This window comes from Paraburkholderia dipogonis, assembly GCF_046027395.1.
Classification (GTDB): Bacteria; Pseudomonadota; Gammaproteobacteria; order Burkholderiales; family Burkholderiaceae; genus Paraburkholderia; species Paraburkholderia dipogonis_A.
Genome location: NZ_JAQQEG010000015.1, coordinates 149,283 through 171,788 on the forward strand (window position 1 = coordinate 149,283; position 22,506 = coordinate 171,788).

At 61.6% G+C, this 22,506-nt stretch carries 19 protein-coding genes; 11 read left to right on the forward strand and 8 right to left on the reverse strand.

All coding sequences use genetic code 11. The features are described 5' to 3' along the window. Positions 1 to 84 precede the first annotated feature (84 nt). Positions 85 to 861, reverse strand: a complete 777-nt coding sequence (locus tag PQR32_RS17285; RefSeq protein ID WP_408229048.1) for a fumarylacetoacetate hydrolase family protein — start codon at positions 859 to 861, stop codon at positions 85 to 87. Positions 862 to 1,133: 272 nt separating this feature from the next. Here PQR32_RS17285 and PQR32_RS17290 point away from each other — a divergent pair, with 272 nt between their 5' ends. The 6 genes from PQR32_RS17290 (at position 1,134) to PQR32_RS17315 (ending at position 6,620) form a co-directional block, all read left to right on the forward strand. Next, positions 1,134 to 2,150, forward strand: coding sequence for a phosphotransferase family protein (locus PQR32_RS17290; protein WP_408229051.1), 1,017 nt, complete (start codon positions 1,134 to 1,136; stop codon positions 2,148 to 2,150). Beyond that, entirely contained in the window at positions 2,147 to 3,433 is a 1,287-nt protein-coding gene (eno, locus tag PQR32_RS17295; RefSeq protein WP_408229054.1) for a phosphopyruvate hydratase, read from the forward strand. Before PQR32_RS17290 ends, eno begins: the two co-directional genes overlap by 4 nt. 44 nt (positions 3,434 to 3,477) lie before the next feature. Beyond that, positions 3,478 to 4,374 (forward strand): 2-hydroxyacid dehydrogenase, encoded by an 897-nt coding sequence (locus PQR32_RS17300; RefSeq protein WP_408229057.1) that lies wholly within the window; start codon positions 3,478 to 3,480, stop codon positions 4,372 to 4,374. Between the two features lie 176 nt (positions 4,375 to 4,550). Then, positions 4,551 to 4,913, forward strand: coding sequence for a nuclear transport factor 2 family protein (locus tag PQR32_RS17305; protein WP_408229060.1), 363 nt, complete (start codon positions 4,551 to 4,553; stop codon positions 4,911 to 4,913). Positions 4,914 to 5,006: 93 nt separating this feature from the next. Then, positions 5,007 to 5,774, forward strand: coding sequence for an SDR family oxidoreductase (locus PQR32_RS17310; protein WP_408229063.1), 768 nt, complete (start codon positions 5,007 to 5,009; stop codon positions 5,772 to 5,774). 78 nt (positions 5,775 to 5,852) lie between these two features. After that, the gene (locus PQR32_RS17315; RefSeq protein WP_408229066.1) at positions 5,853 to 6,620 is read left to right on the forward strand and encodes a glucose 1-dehydrogenase; all 768 of its coding nucleotides are present in this window, start codon (positions 5,853 to 5,855) and stop codon (positions 6,618 to 6,620) included. Positions 6,621 to 6,702: 82 nt separating this feature from the next. Here PQR32_RS17315 and PQR32_RS17320 read toward each other — a convergent pair whose 3' ends face one another. Next, complete coding sequence (locus PQR32_RS17320) at positions 6,703 to 7,380, reverse strand: FadR/GntR family transcriptional regulator (RefSeq protein ID WP_408229069.1); 678 nt, start codon at positions 7,378 to 7,380, stop codon at positions 6,703 to 6,705. 230 nt (positions 7,381 to 7,610) lie between these two features. Here PQR32_RS17320 and PQR32_RS17325 point away from each other — a divergent pair, with 230 nt between their 5' ends. Genes PQR32_RS17325 through PQR32_RS17340 form a run of 4 tightly spaced genes read left to right on the forward strand, consistent with a single transcriptional unit; the run spans position 7,611 to position 12,714 of the window. Continuing rightward, positions 7,611 to 9,395 carry a gamma-glutamyltransferase family protein gene (locus PQR32_RS17325; RefSeq protein ID WP_408229072.1) on the forward strand — a complete coding sequence of 595 codons (1,785 nt, stop codon included), beginning with the start codon at positions 7,611 to 7,613 and terminating at the stop codon, positions 9,393 to 9,395. 48 nt (positions 9,396 to 9,443) lie between these two features. Continuing rightward, positions 9,444 to 10,856 (forward strand): MFS transporter, encoded by a 1,413-nt coding sequence (locus tag PQR32_RS17330; protein WP_408229075.1) that lies wholly within the window; start codon positions 9,444 to 9,446, stop codon positions 10,854 to 10,856. A gap of 33 nt (positions 10,857 to 10,889) precedes the next feature. Then, entirely contained in the window at positions 10,890 to 11,444 is a 555-nt protein-coding gene (locus PQR32_RS17335; protein WP_408229078.1) for a GAF domain-containing protein, read from the forward strand. Position 11,445: 1 nt separating this feature from the next. After that, a complete protein-coding gene (locus tag PQR32_RS17340; RefSeq protein ID WP_408229081.1) occupies positions 11,446 to 12,714 on the forward strand; it encodes an MFS transporter in 1,269 nt (422 codons plus the stop codon). A 26-nt stretch (positions 12,715 to 12,740) separates the two neighbouring features. Here the strand turns inward: PQR32_RS17340 and PQR32_RS17345 are convergent, their stop codons facing one another. Together PQR32_RS17345 and PQR32_RS17350 are read right to left on the reverse strand one after the other, a co-directional pair. After that, positions 12,741 to 13,721 (reverse strand): LLM class oxidoreductase, encoded by a 981-nt coding sequence (locus tag PQR32_RS17345; protein ID WP_408229084.1) that lies wholly within the window; start codon positions 13,719 to 13,721, stop codon positions 12,741 to 12,743. A gap of 48 nt (positions 13,722 to 13,769) precedes the next feature. Next, the gene (locus tag PQR32_RS17350; protein ID WP_408229087.1) at positions 13,770 to 16,145 is read right to left on the reverse strand and encodes a DNA polymerase II; all 2,376 of its coding nucleotides are present in this window, start codon (positions 16,143 to 16,145) and stop codon (positions 13,770 to 13,772) included. A gap of 230 nt (positions 16,146 to 16,375) precedes the next feature. Between PQR32_RS17350 and PQR32_RS17355 the strand changes: the two genes are divergently transcribed. Continuing rightward, complete coding sequence (locus tag PQR32_RS17355; RefSeq protein WP_408217505.1) at positions 16,376 to 16,801, forward strand: PRC-barrel domain-containing protein; 426 nt, start codon at positions 16,376 to 16,378, stop codon at positions 16,799 to 16,801. 195 nt (positions 16,802 to 16,996) lie between these two features. On the opposite strand, the gene PQR32_RS17360 is transcribed toward PQR32_RS17355, so the two are convergent. From PQR32_RS17360 to PQR32_RS17375, 4 genes are all read right to left on the reverse strand, one after another. Further along, positions 16,997 to 18,007, reverse strand: coding sequence for a DUF2891 domain-containing protein (locus tag PQR32_RS17360; protein WP_408229090.1), 1,011 nt, complete (start codon positions 18,005 to 18,007; stop codon positions 16,997 to 16,999). Between the two features lie 200 nt (positions 18,008 to 18,207). Beyond that, the gene (locus PQR32_RS17365; protein WP_408229093.1) at positions 18,208 to 19,539 is read right to left on the reverse strand and encodes an NAD(P)/FAD-dependent oxidoreductase; all 1,332 of its coding nucleotides are present in this window, start codon (positions 19,537 to 19,539) and stop codon (positions 18,208 to 18,210) included. Then, positions 19,539 to 20,831 carry an NAD(P)/FAD-dependent oxidoreductase gene (locus PQR32_RS17370; protein WP_408229096.1) on the reverse strand — a complete coding sequence of 431 codons (1,293 nt, stop codon included), beginning with the start codon at positions 20,829 to 20,831 and terminating at the stop codon, positions 19,539 to 19,541. The genes PQR32_RS17365 and PQR32_RS17370 overlap by 1 nt, the downstream gene beginning before the upstream one ends. Before the next feature lie 71 nt (positions 20,832 to 20,902). Further along, positions 20,903 to 22,480, reverse strand: coding sequence for a DUF3138 family protein (locus PQR32_RS17375; RefSeq protein WP_408229099.1), 1,578 nt, complete (start codon positions 22,478 to 22,480; stop codon positions 20,903 to 20,905). Positions 22,481 to 22,506: the final 26 nt, after the last annotated feature.

Genomic DNA, 22,506 nt, shown 5'->3' on the forward strand with positions numbered 1-22,506 from the left:
GTTTTTGTGTATAGATGCTTTTATAGCATGCAACGTCGGCGGCTCGAGTCGAGCCGCCGGCAGGTTCCAACCGGCGCGGCTCCTTTATCGCTCGGCAATCACCGGATTGGAGAGAACGCCAATGCCTTCAATCTCGACTTCGAAGACGTCGCCCGGCTTGATTTCGCCGATGCCGGAAGGGGTGCCCGTCATGATGACGTCGCCGGGTTCCAGCGTCATGAAGGAGCTCAGGTAAGCGACGAGATAGGGCACCGAAAAGAGCAGGTCGGAGGTGTTGCCTTTCTGCACGACTTCGCCGTTCAGGCGGCCAATGATGTTCAGGTTCGACGGGTCGAGCTCAGTGTTGATAACGGGGCCGAGCGGGGCGAACGTGTCGAAGGCCTTGCCTGCGAACAGGCAGCCAAAGGCCATTTCTTCCTTCTGGACCACCCGATCGCTTACGTCGTTTCCGCAGGTGTAGCCGAGCACGTGGCTGAGCGCATCGGCTTGCGACACGCGCCTTGCGGTGCGACCCATAACGACGACGAGTTCAGCCTCGTAGTGAACCACCTCGCCGGCCGCCGGGTACACGATCGGGTCGTTCGGGCCGGCGAGTGTCGATTCAGGTTTCACGAAGAGCGCCGGGCGCGTCGGCGTTTCCCAACCAGTCTCCTTGATGTGCGAAACATAGTTGAATCCGGCGCCAAAAATGCGCGGCCGCGCGACCGGTGACAACAGTTTCACACTGTCGAGTGCAACGAACTCGCCCGTCAGGTGAGGCTCTCCCTCGAACGGCGAGCCAGATAGATATTCGATTCTGCCGTCGTCGCGCAGATTGCCGAAGGCGACGAGTTCGCCCTGTTGGAAGCGGGTGATTTTCATACGGTGCTCCTGTGGTAAGCGGTCGGAACCACAATGTGTTCCAGGGTTAATCGGCTGGGTTCACGTGTGCCCATTATCGGAGTCGATATCGGGTTTGTCAAAGCGTTCGCTCCTGCGTTAAAGGTCATTTATAGCGGGGTAAACGCGAACAATCCGCCACTGCTTGGGACGCGTGAACACCGATGATCAGAGTTTATAGAAATTTCATTGCACACGTGTGCCTAGTCGACTATAGTTGTCTCAACACAACCCAACAAGTAGGAGACAGCGGAATGGAAGTTGTCCTGGACGCGGATAGTGCGCTCGCGCTTCTGGAGTCGTTACGCAGAATGCGGCTTGTCGGCCCGGCGGAGCAGCCGGTTCTGACGCCGCTGACCGGCGGCGTTTCCTCGGAAATCGTGCGCGTCCAAACCTCGCAGGGAGTTGTCTGTGTCAAACGGGCACTCGCCAAACTCAAGGTCGCTGCCGACTGGTCGGCGCCTCTCGAACGCAACGCAGCCGAAGTGGCATGGATGCGGCTCGCGTCGACGCTGGTGCCAGGGTGCGTTCCGTCGATTCTGGGTGAAGATGGAGAGGGCCGCGCCTTTGCAATGACCTTTCTCGATCCGCGCGACTATCGCCTGTGGAAGGGCGACCTTCTTGGCGGCGTCGCCAGTGTCGAGACCGCCCGTGCCGTCGGCGAAACGCTTGCCACCATTCATCGCGCCACCGCGAATGACGAAACACTGGCGAGTACGTTCTCGACTGATGCGAACTTTTTCGCGTTGCGTCTGGAACCGTATTTTCTGGCGAGCGCGGCAGCCAATCCGGATTGCGCAGACGCGCTGAAACAACTGAGTGAAGACACCGCGAAAACAAGACGCGCGCTTGTGCATGGCGATGTCAGTCCGAAGAACATCCTCATCGGCAAAGGCGGTCCGGTGTTCCTCGACGCCGAGTGCGCGTGGTATGGCGACCCAGCATTCGATGTCGCGTTCTGCATGACGCATCTGCTGCTCAAATGCATGCATCGCCCTGACGCTACGGCGGGCTATCTCGCCTGTTTCGACGCGCTCAACGATGCCTATTTCGCAGGCGCTTCATGGGAAAACGCAGCGGCACTCGAGGCGCGCGCGGCAAGATTGCTCCCGGCTCTGCTACTTGCGAGGGTCGATGGGAAGTCTCCCGTGGAATATCTGAACACAGAAGAAGACCGCGCCAAGGTGCGACGCTTTGCAAAACGATTCGTCGTGGAAGCACCCCGCACGCTCGACGCCATCCGGAACCGCTGGAGCAAGGAACAGGCATGAAAACACTGATCAGGAAAATCACCGCGCGCCGCATCTGGGATTCACGCGGGCGCCCCACGGTTGAGGTCGAGGTCGAACTGGCCGACGGCACGCGCGGCCGCGGTATTGCCCCTGCGGGCGCATCGCGCGGGAGCAACGAAGCGATCGATCTGCGCGACGGTGGCACGAGGCTCGCCGGTTTTGACGTGCAGTGCGCGCTGGCCAATGTCCGCGGCATCATCGCGCCCGCGTTGACCGGCATGGACGCGATGAACCAGGCCGGCGTGGACGCTGCATTGATCGCCCTCGATGGGACGCCAAACAAGGCGCGCCTTGGTGGCAACGCGACCATCGCGACCTCGATGGCGGTGCTGAATGCCGCCGCTGCGGCGGCTGGCGTGCCGTTGTGGCGATACCTCGCGGCAGGTGAGCCGGTGCGCCTGCCACTACCGGAAATCCAGATTTTCGGCGGCGGCGCGCATGCGGGTCGACGCACCGACATTCAGGATTTTCTGGTGATGCCGGTAGGGGCACAGAGTTTCGACGAAGCGCTCTTTATGGTGGCTGAAGTCTATCGCGCGGCGGGCGATTTGATGGACTCGCTCGGCCGCCGGACGGGTGTGGCTGACGAAGGCGGATGGTGGCCGGAATTCTCTTCGAACGAGGAGGCGCTGGAGATGCTGACCCGTTCCATCGAGCGGGCCGGGTACCGGCACGACGAGGTCGCCATTTCGCTGGACATCGCCGCTTCGGAATTCGGCCGGAAAGGGCGTTACAAATTGGCGCTCGAGAGCCGTGAGTACGACACGAACGAATGGCTCGAGGTCATGCTCGGGTGGTTGAAGCGCTATCCGATCGCATCAGTCGAAGACCCGTTCGGCGAGGACGATCCCGAAGGCATGCGTGCCTTCACGGCGGCGGTGGGCGACACGGTTCAGGTCATCGGCGACGACTTCCTCGTCACCAATGCGGGTCGGGTGAGCGCTGCCGCCGCGCAAGGTCAGTGCAACGCCGTGCTGCTCAAACCCAACCAGGCGGGCACCGTCACGGAAACGCGCGACACGATGGACACCGCCAGGAAGCTCGGCTGGGGCACGATCGTGTCGGCCCGGTCCGGCGAAAGCGAGGACACCACTATCGTCCATCTTGCGACCGGCTGGAACACCGGACAACTCAAGGTCGGTTCGTTCTCGCGCTCCGAACGGATGGCGAAGTGGAACGAGGGCCTGCGCATCGAAGAGCAACTCGGCGCGAGCGCCACTTTTGCCGGCTGGTCCGCGTTGCCGGTGCGGAGTCCTGCATGAAAGCCGTCCTGCAATATCGCGCGAGCACGGGTTTTCGCGAGGCCTTGCTGAAGAGCGCGCCCGAGTGGCTCGATATCGCCTTTGTGGGTGAACACGATGCGAACGCGCTGCGTCACGAACTCAAGGATGCAGACGTCCTGCTTCACGTCCTGACGCCTGTGACCGGGGCTGTCCTCAAGGCGGCGCCAAAGCTGAAGCTGGTGCAGAAAATTGGCGTGGGCGTGAACACGATCGACCTCGAGACAGCCCGGTCCCTTGGCATAGCGGTGGCCAACATGCCGGGTTGCAACAGTCAGGCCGTCGCGGAACACACGTTGACGCTGATGCTGGCCTCGCTGCGTCGTTTGGGTTACCTCGACAATGCGAGCCGGCACGGTGCGGGTTGGGAACTGCCGCCCGATACGTATGACAGCGTGAGCGAACTGTCTGGCCGCACGGTCGGGTTTGTCGGATACGGTTCGATACCGCGCAAGCTGACGGCCGCCCTTGTCGCGCTCGGCGCGCGGGTCATCTATCACGCCCGCCATGCGGTGCCGGATGACGCTGCGCGGAAGGCGGCGTCGCTGGAAGCTTTGCTTCACGAGGCCGATATCGTCTCGTTGCACATCCCGCTAACGCCGGACACGCGCGGTCTGCTGGATGCCGCGGCATTCAGTGCAATGAAGCAAGGCGCTGTCCTTATCAACACCGCGCGCGGTGAACTGGTCGACGAGCGGGCGCTCCACGACGCGCTGATATCGGGCAAGGTAGCCGCCGCCGGGCTGGATGTATTCGCTACAGAACCTGTTCCCCGGGACAATCCACTGCTTGGACTGCCGAATGTCATTGCTACGCCTCATGTGGCATGGCTCACACCGCAGACACTCGCGCGCAGCATTGCGGTGCTGATAGAGAATTGCCGCAGACTGAAAGAGGGCGAAGCGCTGCTGAATCAGGTGTAGTCGGAGTCGGTGCGCGGCCTTGATGAAAATTTTTCCACTTAAGTTAGTAATGCTACATAGATGGTGGAGCTGGGAGAGGACATCAGATACGTTGTTCTGGTGTCACACGTGCGGCCGAGGCAAACAGGCAGGATTGCCAGCCGCTTTCAACTGAATGGACGGAGACAGGACAACCTATGGAACAGAAAATTCGCGACATGCTCTCTGCGATCGACCAGCAGGACATGGCGGCTTTTAGAACCTTCCTCGCCGACGATGCACGTTTCGTATTCGGCAACGGCGAAGCGATTCATGGTCGGGAGCCGATCGTGAGCGTGGTGACGTCAGTGCTTCAGTCGCTGAAGTCGATTGCGCATACAGCTCAACGGTTCTGGTCGGTTGATGGCGTCGCCATCTGCGAGGGTCGCGTGCTGTACGTCGATGGCTTGGGTCAGAAGCTCGACGCTCCCTTCGTCGATGTCCTCAACGTCAATGCGCACGGCCTTATCACGGATTACCGCGTGTATGTCGATGCGTCGCAACTGAATCGGCCGCAATAACGACTCAGGGTCGTGAGGCAACTCGCGAAGGCGGTGCCGCGCGGCTGTTCACCGTAATGCAGTTACACCCCAATCTGAGACATGGAGGAAGTTATGGACAAGGAACTGGACGGCCGCGCAATTATCGTTACAGGCGCAGGTGGTGGAATCGGCCGGGCGGCGAGCCTTTCGCTGGCCGCTGCAGGTGCCAGGGTTGTCGTGTCTGATCGCGACGAGAAGAACGGCGCGGAGACGGTCGAACTGGTCGCGGCGCAGGGCGGCACGGCGATGTTCATCAAAACGGACGTCGCCAACGAAGACAGCGTCGCAGGGATGGTGGAGAAAGTGCTCACCAAATACGGACGGCTCGACGGCGCTTTTAACAACGCTGGCATCGCACAGAGTCACAAGGTGCTGCACGAGGTGAGTCTCGAAGAATGGCAGCGGGTGATCGATGTGGACCTGACGGGCGTGTTCCTGTGCATGAAGTACGAAATCGAAGCAATGCTCAAACACGGTGGCGGCGCGATTGTGAACACCGCATCGGTGCTTGGCGTGGTCGGCATGCCCGTGGCTGGCGATTACACCGCGGCCAAACACGGCGTCATCGGTCTGACGAAGGCCGCAGCGGTCGACTACGGCACGCGTGGCGTGCGGGTCAATGCAGTCCTGCCGGGCCTCATCATGACGCCCATCGTCGTGGAAGCGCTGCGCGCCCCGGCCTATGCCGCGCATTTCGACGAGATCAAGGCCAAGCATCTGGTGGGGCGTCCCGGACAGCCGGAAGAGGTCGCCGCGGCAGTGAAGTGGTTGCTGTCCGATGCGGCGTCGTTCGTGACGGGCCATTCGATGGCCGTCGACGGCGGCTGGACGGCAGTCTGAACGATACGTATCGACTCACGGGCCGGCAGGCGTCGTCTCTTGACGGCCTCGACGACGCAAACTTACATGGAGGTAGACGTGCAAGGAACCCTGGATGGTCGTGCAATCATTGTGACGGGTGCGGGCGGCGGAATCGGGCGCGCAGCAAGCCTGATTTTTGCTCAGGCCGGTGCGCGTGTGGTCGTCTCCGACATCGACGTCGGGAGTGGCGAAGAAACCGTCAAGCAGATTTCTGCTCAGGGCGGCACGGCGATGTTCGTGAAGACGGATATCGCAAATGAAGCGAGCGTGGTGGCGCTCGTCGAGCAGACGGTCTCGGCATACGGCAAACTGGACGGCGCGTTCAACAACGCTGGCATTGCTCCTAGCCACAAGTCGTTTCACGACATCAGTGCGGCTGAATGGCAACGCGTCGTCGACGTCGACCTTACCGGCGCGTTTCTTTGCATGAAGCACGAGATTGCCGCCATGTTGCAAACCGGTGGCGGCTCCATCGTGAACACTGCTTCCGCGCTGGGTGTCGTGGCCGTGCCGAGCGCGGCGGATTACATTGCCGCGAAGCATGGCGTGATCGGGCTGACCAAGGCAGCGGCGGTGGATTACGGCTGTCGCAACATTCGTGTCAACGCGGTGTTGCCGGGGCTGATCATGACGCCGCTCGTCAAGGAAGCGCTACGCGACCCCGAGTACGCGTCGCACTTTGAAAAGTACAAGGCGCAACATCTGGTGGGCCGTGTCGGACTGCCGGAGGAAATAGCTAAAGCTGCGGAATGGCTGCTGTCGGATGCAGCTTCATTCGTCACCGGTCACTCGATGGGAGTGGACGGCGGCTGGACGACTGTCTAAGTCTTCTGACCACGCGGGCGGGCGCTGCACGCGCGCCCGCTTGCACCCGCTTGCGCCGAACGTCGCGCAGACGACCGATGCTTCAAACCTGTTGATCAGTGAGTCCGCCCACTCTGGCGGATGCGCGTCCCTGAACACTCAGCAGATGCTCGCGCATACATCGGGCCGCTGTCTCTCCATCCCGCGCTTTCATGGCATTGACGATAGCCTGATGCTGCTGGGCGAAATACTGCCGGGTCTCCTGCGCCACCGTCTTCTCACGCACGTCCGGTTTTACGCGCATGCCGTTGATGACTTCCATCAGCGCGATGAGTGCGGGATTACGGGTGGCCTGGCCGATCAGCAAATGGAAGCGATGATCCCATTGCTGCCACTCTTCGTCGTTTTTCGCGGCGGCGTTTTTGCGCGCGCACTTTTCCAGTTCCAGCAGATCGTCCCAACTGGCTTTCGTAGCGGCGAGTTCCGCGAGTGCGGGCTCGAACAGCAGCCGCATTTCGGCGATATCCGCCGGACTGGTCCCCGCGCGCAGTCCACGCAGCGTGGGACCGAACTTCAGCGGCCGCGCGCCCAGATAGGTGCCGCGCCCGACACCGCGCCAGACCCGGCCTGACGCCTCCAGCGAAGCCAGCACCGAACGCAGTTCCCTTCGACTGACGCCAAGGTCTTCGGCCAGCTTTCTTTCAGGCGGCAGCGCGTCGCCGTCCTTGAGTTGATGGTCGGCGATATAGCCGAGTAACCCTTCCAGTACCGTGTTTTCCATTTCTTCGTTTGAACCAATAATTATTGGTTCAAACGATAGCAGAATTGGTACGCCGTGACGCGGAGTTTACAGAAAACTTTTTGACCCGGTATATTGCAAGGAGATTTCGGGTTAGCATCAAGCGAAACCGATTGGTTTCAGCAGTATCTTCGTAGTTTGTCTAACCCGTACCTATGGCGATTGGTTCACCCAGCAGTCACCAGTCACCCGCGATCGCAAAGGAGCAGCGCATGTCGTTTACAACCCGCCCGGAACTGATCGGCACATTCGGCATGGTGGCTTCCACGCACTGGCTAGCCAGTGCATCGGCCATGGCCGTGCTCGAGAAAGGCGGCAATGCATTCGATGCCGCGGCCGCTGCCGGTTTTGTTCTGCAGATCGTAGAGCCGCATCTGAACGGTCCGGGCGGCGAACTGCCGGTCGTGTTCTACAGCGCGCGCGAAGACCGCGTGCGTGTGCTTTGCGGGCAGGGCGTGACGCCCGCGGCCATGACCATCGAGCGCATGCGGAAGTTAGGGTTGGAAGTGGTTCCGGGTACGGGATTGTTGCCTGCCGTCGTGCCCGGTGCATTCGGCGCGTGGATGGCCATGCTGCGCGATTATGGCCAGTTGCCGCTCGAGGACGTGCTGAGCTACGCGATCGGGTATGCGGAAAACGGCTATCCGGTGCTGCCGCGCATGACGTCATCGATCCTCGCCATCAAGGATTTCTTCCGGACCGAATGGCCGACTTCGGCCGAGCAATGGCTGCGTGACGGCGATGCACCGATGCCAAACCAGCTATTCGCCAATCCTGCCATTGCCAACACGTACAAGCGCATTCTGCGAGAAGCGAATACCCGGCGTGACCGCGGCGAACAGTGCGAACGCGCCCGCGAGGTCTTTTATCGCGGCTTCGTGGCCGACGCCATCGACCAGTATTTTGGTTCGACGGCTGTTCTCGACACGTCGGGTCAGCGCAACCGCGGCCTGCTCGACGCCGGCGACCTCGCTCGCTGGGAACCGTCCTATGAAGACCCCGTTTCATACGACTATGGGGACCTCCGTGTCCACAAGACCGGTCCGTGGGGCCAGGGGCCGATGTTCCTGCAGCAGCTCGCGCTGCTCAAAGGCTTCGATCTCGCGGCCATGGACCCGATGGGCCCGGACTTCGTCCATACGATCATCGAATGCTCGAAGCTCGCGTTCGCCGATCGCGAGGTGTTCTACGGCGACCCTGCGTTCGCGCACGTGCCGATGGATGTACTGCTGAGCGACGCCTACAACAACGAACGTCGTCGGCTGATCGACCCTTACCGGGCGTCACTCGAATTCCGTCCCGGCAGGCTGGGCGACAGCGACCAGCGCGCCGCGCGCATCATGGCATTGGCTGGCAGGGAACAGTCCGGCGGCTTTGGCCAGGGCGAGCCGACCTTCGCCCCGTTGCCCGAACTGCGAGGCGATACGGTTCATCTCGACGTCGTCGACCGTTGGGGCAACATGGTGTCGGCCACGCCGTCGGGTGGCTGGCTGCAGGCGTCTCCGGCGGTGCCCGGTCTCGGCTTCAACGTCACCACGCGCGCGCAGATGTTCTGGATGGAAGAAGGCTTGCCTTCGTCGCTCGGGCCGGGACGCCGTCCGCGCACGACGCTGTCGCCGACGCTCGTCACTCGCGCGGGCAAACCCTACGCGGCGTTCGGCACGCCCGGTGGCGACCAGCAGGATCAATGGTCGATCCAGCTGTTCCTCAAACACGTGCACGCCGGCATGAATTTTCAGGCTGCCGCGGATTCGCCGTCGTTCCAGACTGCGCACTTTCCGGGTTCGTTCTACCCGCGCGCAATGCATCTCGGCAAGATGTCCGCCGAGTCCCGTTTTCCGGAAAGCACCATCGCCGAGTTACGCGCGCGTGGGCACGACCTGACCGTGGCCGAACCGTGGGCGCTGGGGCGGGTCTGCGCGGTCGGGATCAGAAACGGTCTGATGCGTGGCGCAGCGACACCTCGCCAGATGCAGGCCTACGCGGTCGGGCGATGACGTCGGCATGGCGGAGATCGTGTCCATTCCTTCAAGGAGAAAGTTACCGTGTCTGCCGTAGCCGCTCGTCTTGAAAGACTTCCGTTATCGGGCTTTCATCGGAAACTCCTGCTCATCGGTGGTTTGGGGTATCTGTTCGATGGACTCGATTCATCGTCACTCGCGTTCCTGCTGCCGGTCGTGAGCAAGCTATGGCAACTGACGAGCGCCGAGACCGGCCTCGTCGCGAGCAGCACCTATATCGGTTACTTCTTCGGGGCCTTCCTGTCGGGCGTATTCGCCGATCTGATCGGCCGTCGCCGCATCATGATGACGGCGCTGGCAATCTACTGTGTCGCGTCGCTCGCGAGTGCTGCCGCTACGGACTGGCACACGTTCTTCGCGTTGCGCATCGTCGCGGGATTTGGTTCTGGCGCGGAGACGGTGGTGATCGCGCCATTCCTCGCGGAATTCGTGCCACGTCGTTACAGAGGCATGTTTTGCGGCGCGCTGGTCGGCTTCATGTCGTTCGGTTATCTGAGTTCATCCATCCTCGGCTTCGTCGTGGTGCGAAATTTTGCCGATGGCTGGCGCTACCTGGCGGTGGTGACTTCGTTGCCCGTCGTCATGCTGCTCTGGTGGCGCAGAACGCTGCCTGAGTCGCCACGATGGCTCGAGAGCCAGGGACGAACGGATGAAGCGAACAGTATCGTGAGCACGATCGAGTCATGGTTTACCGGCAAAGGCATTCATCTTCCACCTGTCGCCGCCTTCGGCATGATTCCCGCATCGGCACGTGCAAGCGGTAGCGCGTTGCAGAACGTGCTGACGTTGTGGTCGCCACGACTCGCGCGCACCACGGCAGTAAGCTGGCTGATGTGGTTCTCGGTTGCATTCGCGTACTACTCGTTCTTCTCCTGGATTCCGAGCTTGCTCCTCAAAGAGGGGCTCACCATGACGAAGAGCTTCGGCTATTCCATCGCGATCTATGGGGCGCAGATTCCGGGGTATTTCTCGGCCGCATGGCTCAATGAACGGATCGGCCGGAAGGGCGTGGTCGCATCCTACATGTTGCTGGGGGGCATCGCGGCGATTGCGCTTGCGTTTTCTCACACCGGAATCGGGATCATGGTCGCGGGCATATGCCTGTCGTTCTTCATGAACGGCGCGTTCGCAGGCGTGTATGCATATACCCCGGAGGTGTTTCCGACTGCAGTGCGCACGACGGGCACCGGATCGTCTTCATCGTTCGGCCGCATCGGCTCGGTGAGCGCGCCGATTCTGGTCGGACTCGTCTATCCCGTGCTCGGATTCCTGGGCGTATTCGCCATGACCACGACGGTTCTGCTCATCGGAGCCTGCGTGGTTTTCTTCCTGGGGATCGAGACTCGCAACCGCTCGCTCGAAGACATCGAGGCCGAGGAGTTCGGACGCACGCAGGATGTTCGAGGCCCGCTCAATTCCACTGAAATACACGGCTGAATACCGTGGTTTGCCAACTTTCTCATACAGACGATGCAAGTCAACCGGATCGAAACTGCGCCGCCAACCCCGCAAGCGCTGAACATGTCGAACCTTGAACATCTCGCGAAGGCCATGCGGCTCACGGGTCAGCCGATGGCGATTTTCCGAGCGGTTCATGAGGTGGCGGCAAGCGCAATCGGCTTCAGCCTGTTCACGATCATGTCCTACGACGCACAAAACCAGGAGGTGGAGCGCGTCTATACGAATATGCCCGACGTCTATCCGGTCGGCGGACGCAAGAAAAAGCACGGCACCCCGTGGGCCAGACAGATACTGCACGATCTCAAGCCGTTTCGCGCAGAGACGCCGCAAGGCATTCGCGAAGCGTTCGACGATCACGCCGTGATGACCGAGATGGGGCTCGGATCGATACTGAACATCCCGATCGCGTACGACGGCGTGTGCATCGGCACGATGAACCTGACGCATCAGGAGCGGTGGTACACGACGAGACACGAAGAGTTGGGATTACTGATCGGTTCCTTCCTGGCTCCCGCTCTCATTTCGCGCCATACGATATCCGCCAGCAGCTTGACGCCTCTCTGATATGACCACTACCCATCGTGTTGCAACCGCGTCACCGGTGAGCCAAACCTCCGAATCGCAAGGACGCTGGCTGCTTGTTTTCATCCTCGGCTATCTTGCGCTCATGGCCGATGGCGCCGACGTTATGATGTACGGCCTCACGCTGACGCGAATCAAGGACGACTTCGGGCTGAGCAATGTCCAGGCCGGAGCATTGGGCAGCCTGACGTTGTTAGGCATGGCGGTCGGCGGGATTTTCGGCGGATGGGCGAGCGATCGCATAGGGCGGGTGAGGGTGGTGGTCTGGGCACTGGCGCTTTTTTCGGTCGGTGCGGGGCTGCTTGGGCTCACGCACAGCTTTCTGGAATTCGCGATCGTCCGCTTCATCAGTTCGTTGGGCATCGGCTCTATGGTGCTGGTCACTACGCTCGTTGCCGAATACGTCCCCACAGAACGGCGGTCACTGATTCTGGGTGCATTGCAGACCGGCATTTCGGCCGGCTACATCGTCGTCATTGCGCTGAGCAGCTGGATTTTGCCGCATTACGGTTGGCGCACGCTGTACTACGTGTCGGCGCTGCCTGTGGTGTTTGCATTGGCGATCAAGTTCGCGGTGCCCGAGCCGGCTAGCTGGCGGGCGAGCCACGCCGTCGAGCGCACGAGTCAACGTCGATGGCGCGACAGCCGCTACCACGTGATTTTCAGCAATCGACAGACACGAACTCTGTTTATCCTGTGGACCCTGACCTCGGTTTTCATTCTTTCCGGGTTCTATGGGTTGAATAACTGGCTACCGACGTACCTCGAAAAAGAACTGCATATCAAGTTCAGCGCGCTGACTGGATACATGATCGGGACTTACGTCGTCGCGTTCATTGGCAAGATCTTCGCCGGCTGGCTGGGCGACCGCTGGAGCCGGCGTGGCGTGTATGTCTTCGGCTGCGTGGGCGCCGCGATTTTTCTGCCGGTGATCATCTTCTGGCATACGCGGGAGAACATTGCCGTTCTCATGCTTTTCTTCGGGTTTCTGTACGGCGTACCGCTGGGCACGATTGGCACTTTCATGTCCGAGAGTTTCGCCACGTCCATCCGCGGCACTGCTGTGGGCGGCTCGTACAACCTGGGCCGTTTCTGTTCGGGCGCGGCGCCTATCGTCATCGGCTTCCTGGCCACACAGTTCTCCATCGGTCTGGGCTTCCTCGTGGTCGGCGCGGTGTTCTTCCTGAGCGGCGTGACCGCGCTGTTCATCCCGGACCGCTTGTACGACACGGACCGTCCGTCCACGCCGTGAGTCGAAGCAGGTGCGCAACGCGCTTTCTATTTCTCTTGATGAAACTGCGGCAAGACCTCTTCGGCGAGTTCATTGATGACGTCAGCAACGGGACGCTCCGAAGAGAGATTGAACGTCACATGATGTGTCCCGTCCGCGCGTAGCGCTTTGAGTATGTCGATCAACGCATGCCGGCCGGTCCGATAGCCAAGCGACACGGCCTGAGCCGGCTCATGCGGATCGCTGCTGAGTTCGAGCCGCATCGCGACACCGAACGCACGAAAGGCCTCGGGCGCCACGCGCTCGACGGCGGCGCGCCACATGCTGTAACGGGCGCGCTGCGCGTCGGGTTCGCGATGATAGGTCATCCACCCCAGCGAATGGCGTGCGATCCAGTCGACGCTCTGACCGCCCGAGCCCACTGCAAGCAGTGGCACCGTGTGCGAATTCTCGGGCAACAGCTGAAAGGTTGGTGCGCCTTCAGGCGTGCGATCGGGAATCACGCGCGACGGTTCGCCGAGCGCGGCGGCAACCGTCTCCCAGTGACTGCGATACAACTCGCGCCGCTCGTCGGAATCCCGTCCGAATGCCGCATATTCCGGCGGACGATCGCCTGAACCCAAACCCAGAATAAAGCGTCCGTGGCTGAGCGTATCGACGGACAGCGCCGCCTTGGCGATATGCAGCGGATGCCGCAGCGTCAGCACGATGGCGCCGCTCACGAGCGCGATACGCCGCGTTTTCGCGGCGAGCGCGCCAAGCAACACCCACGGGTCGAGGTGGCCGACAGGGTCCGGGTAGTCCGCGCTGTTCAACGGGACGTCGCGTATCCAGAGTGCGCGGAAGCCGCGTTCGTCGGCAAGGCGCGCGAGCGCCAGCTGCTCGTCGAAATCGGCCACGATCGTGCCGGCGCGCAGCATCGGCATCGTGAGTCCGAGACTAAGCGCACCCTCTGAAAACACGCGGTTCGCGGCGGTTTGCGGCTGGTCTTTCAGTTCGTCTGCCGCGATCAGATGCGACTCGTTCATGCGTGGCCTTTGCTGTGCTTCGTCGATACGCTCGATGCTAGCACTGCCTCAGAACAACTGCTTTTGCCCTGACATCAAGGTTGTGAAATCGTCGCGCAGCAGCGGCAGAATAGCGTCGGCGACGGGCTGCAATTGCCGCGTCAGATAGTGTTCGTAATCGATCGCCGAGCGCAGCGTTTCCAGCGGCTCGGGTCCGGCAACCGTCATCACATAGCTGATCCAGCCGCCGTTCTGGTATTGCAGTGGGCGCCCTTGCCGCCGATTGAACTCGTCCGCCACACGCGCCGCGCGCACATGCGGCGGCACGTTGCGCTCGTATTCTTCGAGCGGCCGGCGCAGGCGCTTGCGATACACGAGTTGATCGTCGAGCTTGCCTTCGAGCGTGTCGCGCACATAGTCGCGCACGTAGTCCTGATACGGTTGCTGCGTGAAGATGCGCCGATACAGTTCCTGCTGAAACTGCTGCGCAAGCGGCGTCCAGTCGGTGCGTACCGTTTCGAGTCCTTTGTAGACGATATCCTCGCTGCCGTCCGGCAAAACGGTGAGGCCGGCATAGCGTTTCTTGCTGCCTTCCTCGGCGCCGCGAATCGTCGGCATGAAGAAGCGCCGATAGTGCCGCTCGAATTGCAGTTCGAGCGCGCTGTCGAGTCCGAACCGCTCCTGCAGATTCTGCCGCCACCACGCGTTGATATGCTCGACCAGCCCACGGCCGATACGGCTCGCGTCTTCCTCGCTGTGCGCGTGTTTCAGCCACACGAAGGTCGAATCCGTGTCGCCGTAAATGACCTCGTAGCCTTCGCCCTGAATCAGTTCGCGCGTGGCGTGCATGATTTCATGGCCGCGCATGGTGATCGACGACGCGAGACGCGGATCGAAGAAGCGGCAACCGGTCGATCCCAATACGCCGTAAAAGGCGTTCATGATGATCTTCAATGCCTGCGAAAGCGGCTTGTTCTTCTCGCGTTTGGCTGTTTCGCGGCCTTGCCAGACTTGCCCGACGATCGACGGCAAACAATGGCGCGTGCGTGAGAAGCGCGCGCCGAGAAAGCCCGGCACCGATTGATCGTCGGCCGGATTCAGCATGCCTTCGACGAGGCCGACCGGATCGATGAGAAAGGTGCGAATGATGGACGGATACAGGCTCTTGTAGTCCAGCACGAGTACGGAATCGTAGAGACCGGGGCGCGAGTCCATCACGAAGCCGCCGGGGCTCGCGGCGCCGGCCACGTCGCCGAGATTGGGGGCGACGTAGCCTTGCCGGTGCATGCGCGGCATGTACAGATGCGTGAATGCCGCCACCGATCCACCGCTGCGATCTGCCGGCAAACCGGTGACGCTCGCGCGCTCCAGCAGGAACGGCAGCAACTCCGTTTTGGCAAAGATGCGCGTGACCAACTCGCAGTCCTTGAGGTTGTAACGCGCGAGCGCGGGCTTGTCCTCATCGAAGCGGCGCTGGATTTCGTCCATGCGCTGATACGGATTGTCGATCGCCTTGCCTTCGCCCAGCACCGAACGCGAGACGTGTTCGAGACTGAACGAAGGGAAACTCCACGTCGCGGAGCGCAGCGCCTCGATGCCGTCGATAATCAACCGTCCCGCGGCGCCGGCAAAAAAGTGATTCTGCTTGAGCCCGTGCTCGCGCCATTCCATCACCGCACCGCCACGGCCGAGTCGCAGCGGTATGCGATATTGTTCGGCATGCTGCTGCAGCACCCGCAGATCGAACTGCACCAGATTCCAGCCGATGATCGCATCGGGATCGTGCCGCTCCAGCCACACGTTCAGTTTTTCCAGCAACTGTGCGCGGGTTTCACAGTATTCGAGGTCGAAGTCGAGCGTGCTCGCGTCGCCATTGGGCGGCCCCAGCATATACACCTGGCGCTGTCCGCAACCTTCCAGCGCGATCGAATACAACTCGGCGTGAGCGCTGGTTTCGATATCGAGCGAAACCAGTTTCAAGGGCGGACGATAGCCACTGACCGGCTTGAGTTCGCTGTTCAGGAGCGTGCCGCTCTTTCCGGTGCTCTGCGTGTCGCCGCTGAACCACACCGGCGCCGTGATGAAGCGCTCCATCATGTAGCGCTCGGGCGGGAAGATATCGGCTTCGTAGACGTCGACGCCGCCTTGCTTCAGGCGCTTTTCGAAGCCCGTCAATTGCCGGTACTGCGGGCAGTAAAGTCCCATGACCGGCCGATGCTGAAAGTCGCACAGATCGAGCGTTCGCAGATCGAGCGGCGCTTCGCGGCGCAGGATCGTTTCGGCGCGCTCGCGATGTTCGGCGGGAATGAACGCCACCGAGGGCTGAGGGCGCAGGCGCACGTGACGGGGCCCGCTGTCCGTTGCCAGCCAGAAATCGACCTCCGTGCCGGCGGGCGTGTCCCGCCAATGTCGGGTCAAAATGAAACCCTGTTCAAGCTCAGTCAAACTGCCACCTCTAAAACCGGCATGATCGCCTTGCGCGATTTTACCGCCATGCGCTGCAGGCCGTGACGCCATCCCCGAGCGTTACCGCGCAGGCTCGATGCGGTGTTCGTGTGCGGCCTTCCGGCACGCTAGATGCAGCCATGCCGCGCAGTCTGTATGATCGTGGTGCAGCGATTCCTTTCGGCGCACGTCATGCGCCGGTCAAGTCTACTAAGAGTGGAGTGAACGATATGACATTGGGCAAACTTGTTGTTGTCGTCGCAGTAGCTGCAACCAGCCTCGGTGCACAGGCGCAAGTCGCCGGCACGCAACCGCTGAGCGTCACGGTCGAGCAGTCGAATGCGCTGCTGAGCGGCTGGAGTGTGAAGAAGAGCATTCTCGGCAAATCGGTATACAACGACCAGAACGCGAAAATCGGCACGGTCCGCGATCTGGTGATTGCACCGGACGGTTCGTTGTCCGCAGCCATCGTCTCTGCTGGCGGTTTCCTGGGCGTGGCGTCGCACGACGTGGCGGTGCCCATTGCAGCGCTGGACATCCGCCAGGGGAATTTCTATCTGGCCGGCGCCACCAAGGACGCGCTAAAGGCGACGCCCGAGTTCCAGTACAACAAGGTTCAAGCGCCGCCGAAGCCTAAAAAGCTGACGGGGCAGTAAATGCAGGAAGCCGGCGCGCTCGCCGGCTGAGCCGCAGGATGCGGCTCTGGATCGACGCAATCATGGAAAAGCGGCGCTCGCGGCGCGAATCGGTTGGTAGGAGAAACCGTTTCGCGCGTGCGGTGCCGCTTTCGTATTTCAGCGGACCATGCCGCTGGGTTGAGTTCGATTCGAAGCCTTGAATCAGGCCTTTATTCAGGCTTCCAATGCAAGCGTGGCGAATGTGCCCAGCCAGTGCTCACCCATATAATCGCCGGCCACGTGCGGCAGTGCGGTTTGCAGATGCCGCTCGGCTGCATCGAACAATATCGTCCGGCGAATATCGCCTGCGGGCAGTGCGCGCGCCAGCGAACGTTGGCACCATGCGCGGCTGAGATTCAGGCCGTCGAGATGAGCGATCTTGCCGTCGGTGCGATCCGTCACGGTGACGGGCTCGAACAGCGTAGCGGGCTTTTTCACGCCGAGATCCGGCAGAAAGCGGCCGAACCAGTCGACGAATTGTGCGGGCTGCAATATGCGGCGCATCAACTCGGCTTCCATGAGTGAAGGCGAGAGGAATTCGTCGCCGGCCGGCTCCCATGCCTGACAGGCGACGTCGTTCATAAACCAGCGTTCCGCGGTATTCACGACCAGCGCTTCCAGCGATTCACGCGACGTTTGCCGTGCAAAATCCAGCGTCAGCGCCAACGCGAAGGCCATGTTGAAGTGCGTGCCCACGCGCAGCGGGTAAGTCGCTTTCGGCAGAAAGTCCTCGAAGCGTTCGACAAACACCCTGGTGAGCGGCGCAAAGGTTTTCGACCAGCGCGCGGCTTCCGAGAGCTTCAGTGAATTGAGTTGCGCGCTGAGCGCGAGCAGCCAGGCCCAACCATACGGACGTTCGAAACCACGGTTGTGCGGCAGTTCGAGATAGGCAATTTCTCCGGCCACATTCGCTGCGGTGAAATGCTCGTCGACCACCGCGACGATGCGCGCCGCTTCAGGCAGATCGGGAAAGCGCTCGAGTAGATGCAGAATCAACCAGTAGCCGTGCACGCACGAATGCCAGTCGTAGCTGCCGTAAAAAATCGGATGCAGCGCACGCGGACCTTGCACGTCTTGCGGTCCGGCGAGCGAATGCGTCAGCTTGTTCGGGTATTCGCGCGTGAGATGGGCGAGCGCGAGGTTGGCGAATTTTGATGCGAATTGGCGAGTGAGTTGAATAGTCATCGGCGCCTCCTCAAAAGCGGAATACGAATAAGTATGACAGTATGCTGTTGAGGGTCACCAATAGTAAAGTAGCCGGCATCTGACCGGATTGCGCCGTGCCTCGTTCCGACGTTAAAGCAGCGCTGCCGGCGCGATATTGAGGATGGGTGTCGTCGGGGTTGTCGCGGCAACGTAAAAGCCGCGCCGCGAGCCGGCGACGCCTAAAACAACTCCAGAATCCGGTGATACATCATCCCGAGTTCTAGCGCCGGTCCTCGCAACGCCGGCCCGCCTGGAAAGCGCGCATGCCGCAACTGCGCGAACAGATCGAAGGCCTTCGTGTCACCCGCCATCGCCTTGGCAACCACGCGCCCGGCAATCCCGGTCAACGCCACGCCATGCCCCGAAAACCCCTGCACGTAAAAGTAATTCGGATCGATCGACCCAAAATCGGGCGCGCGATTGCGCGTCACGTCGACAAAACCGCCCCACGCATAGTCGATTCTCACATCGCCGAGTTGCGGGAACACGCCGATCATGCGCTGCCGAATCTCTTCGCCAAGCTGTACCGGCGAAGCGCCGGTCGAACTCGCCCGCCCGCCGAACAGCACGCGATGGTCCGCCGACAAACGGAAATAGTCGAGGAAGAAGTTGTTGTCGCAAATCGCCTCGCGCCCTTTGATCAGCGCATCCGCGCGTTCCTTGCCGAGCGGTTCCGTAGCAACGATATACGACGCGATCGGCGCGATCCGCGCGGCCACCGGCGCGGGCAGCACGTCGCCGATCGTGGCGTTACCGCACGCCGCAATGAAACGGCAGCGCACTTCGCCGCGAGCGGTTCGCACGACAGGCCGGGCACCCCGCACGACCTCGATTACCGGTGAATGCGCGAACAGTTGCGCGCCCTCGCGGCGTGCCGCATCCGCCAGACCGAGGCAGTATTTGAGTGGATGAAGATGGCCGGAAAACGGATCGTAGACACCGGCCAGATAGCGCTTCGAAGCGACCCGTGAACGGACCTCGTCCGTATCGAGCCACGAGAGTTTCGAATAACCCCAGCGTTGCGAAGCCGATTCCATCCACGAGCGCAGATCGGGCACGCGTTTCGGTTTGGTGGCGACGGTCAGATAGCCGGACGTGAAATCGCAGTCGATACCGTAGCGTTCGATGCGCTCGCGCACCAGCGCCACGCCTTCCACCGACATCGCCCATGCGGCGCGCGCGCCGTCGAGACCGAGTTGGCGCTCCATGATCTCGTCTTTCGCGAAACCCACCAGCGTCTGGCCGCCATTGCGGCCCGACGCGCCCCAGCCGGGCCGATGCGCATCGAGCACGACCACCGACAAACCGCGCGCCCGGCACTCCAGCGCCACCGACAATCCGGAGAAGCCCGCGCCGATCACGCACACGTCGACTTCCAGCGTGCCGTCGAGTGCTGGGTCGTCGGCGAGCGGACGGGCGGCGCTCGCTTCATAGTAGGAGTTGGCGATCAGCGCATCGGCGCGACGGTCGAGCGTGTTAAGCGTGTTGAAGCCGAGAGTCGGAGCATTCATCAAAGCAGGTCCTTCATTCGATACCAGGCCATCGCGAGTACGAGGGCAGGGGTGCGCAGTGTAGCGCCGCCGGGAAAGTCGCGGTGACGAATCTTGCCGAACAGATCGAAGCGCGACGCCTGGCCGTCGATCGCCTCGGCGATCAGTTTACCCGCGAGGCCGGTGGTATTCACGCCGTGCCCCGAGAAGCCTTGCGCGAAATACACGGTCGGCGAGAGCCGGCCGAAATGGGGCGCGCGGTTCATGGTGATATCGACGAAACCGCCCCACGCGTAGTCGATTTTGACATCGTCGAGTTGCGGGAAGGTCTTCAGCATATCGCGGCGCATGGCTTCGCCGAGGTTGCGCGGCGCGAACGTCGAATAACTCACTTTGCCGCCCCACAGCAAGCGGTTATCGGACGAGGGGCGGAAGTAGTCGAGCACGAATCGGCTGTCGCACACGGCGGCTTTGGCGGGCATCAGCGCTTCGGCGCGATCGGGGTCGAGCGGTTCAGTGGCGATCACGTAGGTGCCGACCGGCATGATCTTGTTCGCCACGTCCGGCGCGAGTTGGCCGAGATAGGTGTTGCAGGCGAGCACGACGAAGCGTGCCTGCACCTGGCCGCGCGCGGTTTCGGCGACATGTCGGCCGTTTTCTTCGCGCAAGGCCGTGACGCAACTGTCTTCGAAAATCCGCACGCCGGCCTCGCGCGCCGCACGTGCCAGACCCAGCGTGTAATTCAACGGATGCAGATGGCCGCTGTCCGCGTCGAACAGGCCGCCGAGGTAGCGTTGAGATTGAACATAGTTGCCCACGCCGTCGGCATCGACGTAACTGAAACGGTCGTAGCCGAAGCGTTGCTGCGCTTCGTCGCGCCATTTTTGCAGCGCGTCGGTATCGCGCGGCTTGTTGGCCGCGGTCAGATAACCGATAGTCAGATCACAGTCGATCTGATGCTTCGCGACGCGGTCCTTGACGATATCGAGGGTTTCGATCCCCATGTCCCAAACACGCTTCACGTCGGGCGCGGGCAAGTACTTCGCGAACGTATCGATATCGCACGCGAAGCCGCCGATCAACTGACCGCCGTTGCGGCCGCTCGCCGCCCAGCCGACTTTCGATGCTTCGAGCACCGCGACCGAGTGGCCACGTTCCGCAAGATTGAGTGCCGCGGAAATGCCGGTCAGCCCGGCGCCGATCACGCAAACATCGACGTTGATCGTTTCGTCGAGTGCGGGATGGCGAGTGCTGTCGTTGGCGGTGGCGGCGTAGTACGAGGCGACGTGAGGCTGGTTCGAGAATCGGAGCATAGGCAGAGCATGCAGAAAGAGCCTGTGCGCGTGGCCTTTTGGACAGCAAGGCCACGCGCCGGCAAAACAGATTAGAACGAGTAGATGAACTGGGTCGCGAGCAGGTCGTTGGACTTGCCATACGAACCGTCGTTCTTCAGGAACACCTGCTTGTTGGCCCAGTCGTGGCGGTATTCCACCTTGACCGTGATCTGCTGGGTCGGATAGAACAGCAGGTCGAGCGAAACGTCCTGGCGGGTCGCGCCCTTGCATTCGAAGCCGAGGCCACCGTTCGCCTGCGAATTGGCGAGACAGTCCGCGCCGATACCGAAGCCGTTCGCCGTGTCCATGCCGTTGCCGTTCAACGCGATGCCACCGCCGCCGCCGCCGTTCTTGCTGTCGACCAGCAGGTCATAACGCACCGTCGCGCCCATGCGGCCCACCACCGGCAGATTGAACTTGCGGTGCGCGAGCAGCGACAAGCCGTACCACTGAGCCTGGCCGCCGTTGTACGCGGCGTTCTGCTGCTGGCCGTAGTCGAGTTCGGCGTTGTACTGCACGTCGGCGAGCGTGTAGGTCAGGTCGGCTTCGGTGAAGAAGAACGTGCCACCCGAGCTCGGCGCCTGGCCGCCTACGCCGTAGCTGACCGCGCCGTTCGCGTCGATCGAGCTAGGCAAGGTCTGACGGCCGATGTTGATCGACGCGCCGAGATCCAGTGCGCTCGACCACGTGTAGTCGGTGCGAGCCGTGAACGTCGGAATTTTGTTGCTGGTCGTGATCGGATCGCCCAACGCGTTCGTGCCCGTCTGCGTGACTGCGCCGAACGTGCGGTACTGTTCGTTGCCAACGAAGAACTTCCACGCCCAGTTACCGACCGTGTAGTTCGCGCCGATCCCGACATAGCTGCCCGGATCCGAGAAGTCGTACAGCAGGTTGTGCGTGAGCGTGAGCATCTGATTCGACTGCTGCACTTCATAGCCGCCGAAGCTCGGAATCAAACCGGCCACGAGTGTCGTGGTCGCCGTCAACGGCACATTCACCACGGCCGTATTCAGGATGTTGTTGCCGATATCGCCATGCGAGTTCTGCAGCAGCGTAATGCCGTTGCCGCGGTTCGGCATCAACGTGATTTCAGCCGACGGCGCCATCGGACCGACACCGAACGTCTTCTTGATGTCGAGGTACAGATCGCCGAACGTGCTGTTGAAGTAGTTGTAGCTGCTTTCGTGGTTCGCGAACAGGAACGACGAACTGCTCTGTGCACGGTTATACAGGTACGTCGGGTCGATATAACCCGTCACCGACAAGCCGGCGATCGGCCCGGTCTGCGCCGCGTCTTCGAGCGAGTCGACCTTCAACTGCTGATTGGCGATCTGTTGCTTCATCGCGGTCACGTCGTCGTTGCTCAGTGTCGCCTGAGCCTTGCCGTAATCAGGCGACGAGACATCCACCGGCGCGGCCACCACCGCCGGGGCAGGAGCCGCAGTCGCCGCCGTCGCCGCGGTGGCTGCCTTCGGCTTGGTGGCGACTTCTGCCCGCAACTGCTTCACCTCCTTTTGCAGTGCATTGAGTTGGGCCTGGAGCGCCTTGATCTGGTCGCTGGTGGCATCCGCCATGGCCATGCCAGGCAGACTCCCCGCCACCAACAGACAGATGAGCTTCTTTCTCATTCAAATTCTCCTTATTGGTCGTATTG

Excerpts from the sequence above, each read along its gene's own strand:
- PQR32_RS17360 (WP_408229090.1), bottom strand. The coding sequence starts at position 18,007 with ATGACTATTCAACTCACTCGCCAATTCGCATCAAAATTCGCCAACCTC.
- eno (WP_408229054.1), top strand. The coding sequence starts at position 2,147 with ATGAAAACACTGATCAGGAAAATCACCGCGCGCCGCATCTGGGATTCA.
- PQR32_RS17325 (WP_408229072.1), top strand. The coding sequence starts at position 7,611 with ATGTCGTTTACAACCCGCCCGGAACTGATCGGCACATTCGGCATGGTG.
- PQR32_RS17355 (WP_408217505.1), top strand. The coding sequence starts at position 16,376 with ATGACATTGGGCAAACTTGTTGTTGTCGTCGCAGTAGCTGCAACCAGC.
- PQR32_RS17340 (WP_408229081.1), top strand. The coding sequence starts at position 11,446 with ATGACCACTACCCATCGTGTTGCAACCGCGTCACCGGTGAGCCAAACC.
- PQR32_RS17290 (WP_408229051.1), top strand. The coding sequence starts at position 1,134 with ATGGAAGTTGTCCTGGACGCGGATAGTGCGCTCGCGCTTCTGGAGTCG.
- PQR32_RS17375 (WP_408229099.1), bottom strand. The coding sequence starts at position 22,480 with ATGAGAAAGAAGCTCATCTGTCTGTTGGTGGCGGGGAGTCTGCCTGGC.
- PQR32_RS17365 (WP_408229093.1), bottom strand. The coding sequence starts at position 19,539 with ATGAATGCTCCGACTCTCGGCTTCAACACGCTTAACACGCTCGACCGT.
- PQR32_RS17285 (WP_408229048.1), bottom strand. The coding sequence starts at position 861 with ATGAAAATCACCCGCTTCCAACAGGGCGAACTCGTCGCCTTCGGCAAT.
- PQR32_RS17345 (WP_408229084.1), bottom strand. The coding sequence starts at position 13,721 with ATGAACGAGTCGCATCTGATCGCGGCAGACGAACTGAAAGACCAGCCG.
- PQR32_RS17310 (WP_408229063.1), top strand. The coding sequence starts at position 5,007 with ATGGACAAGGAACTGGACGGCCGCGCAATTATCGTTACAGGCGCAGGT.
- PQR32_RS17305 (WP_408229060.1), top strand. The coding sequence starts at position 4,551 with ATGGAACAGAAAATTCGCGACATGCTCTCTGCGATCGACCAGCAGGAC.
- PQR32_RS17320 (WP_408229069.1), bottom strand. The coding sequence starts at position 7,380 with ATGGAAAACACGGTACTGGAAGGGTTACTCGGCTATATCGCCGACCAT.
- PQR32_RS17335 (WP_408229078.1), top strand. The coding sequence starts at position 10,890 with ATGCAAGTCAACCGGATCGAAACTGCGCCGCCAACCCCGCAAGCGCTG.
- PQR32_RS17370 (WP_408229096.1), bottom strand. The coding sequence starts at position 20,831 with ATGCTCCGATTCTCGAACCAGCCTCACGTCGCCTCGTACTACGCCGCC.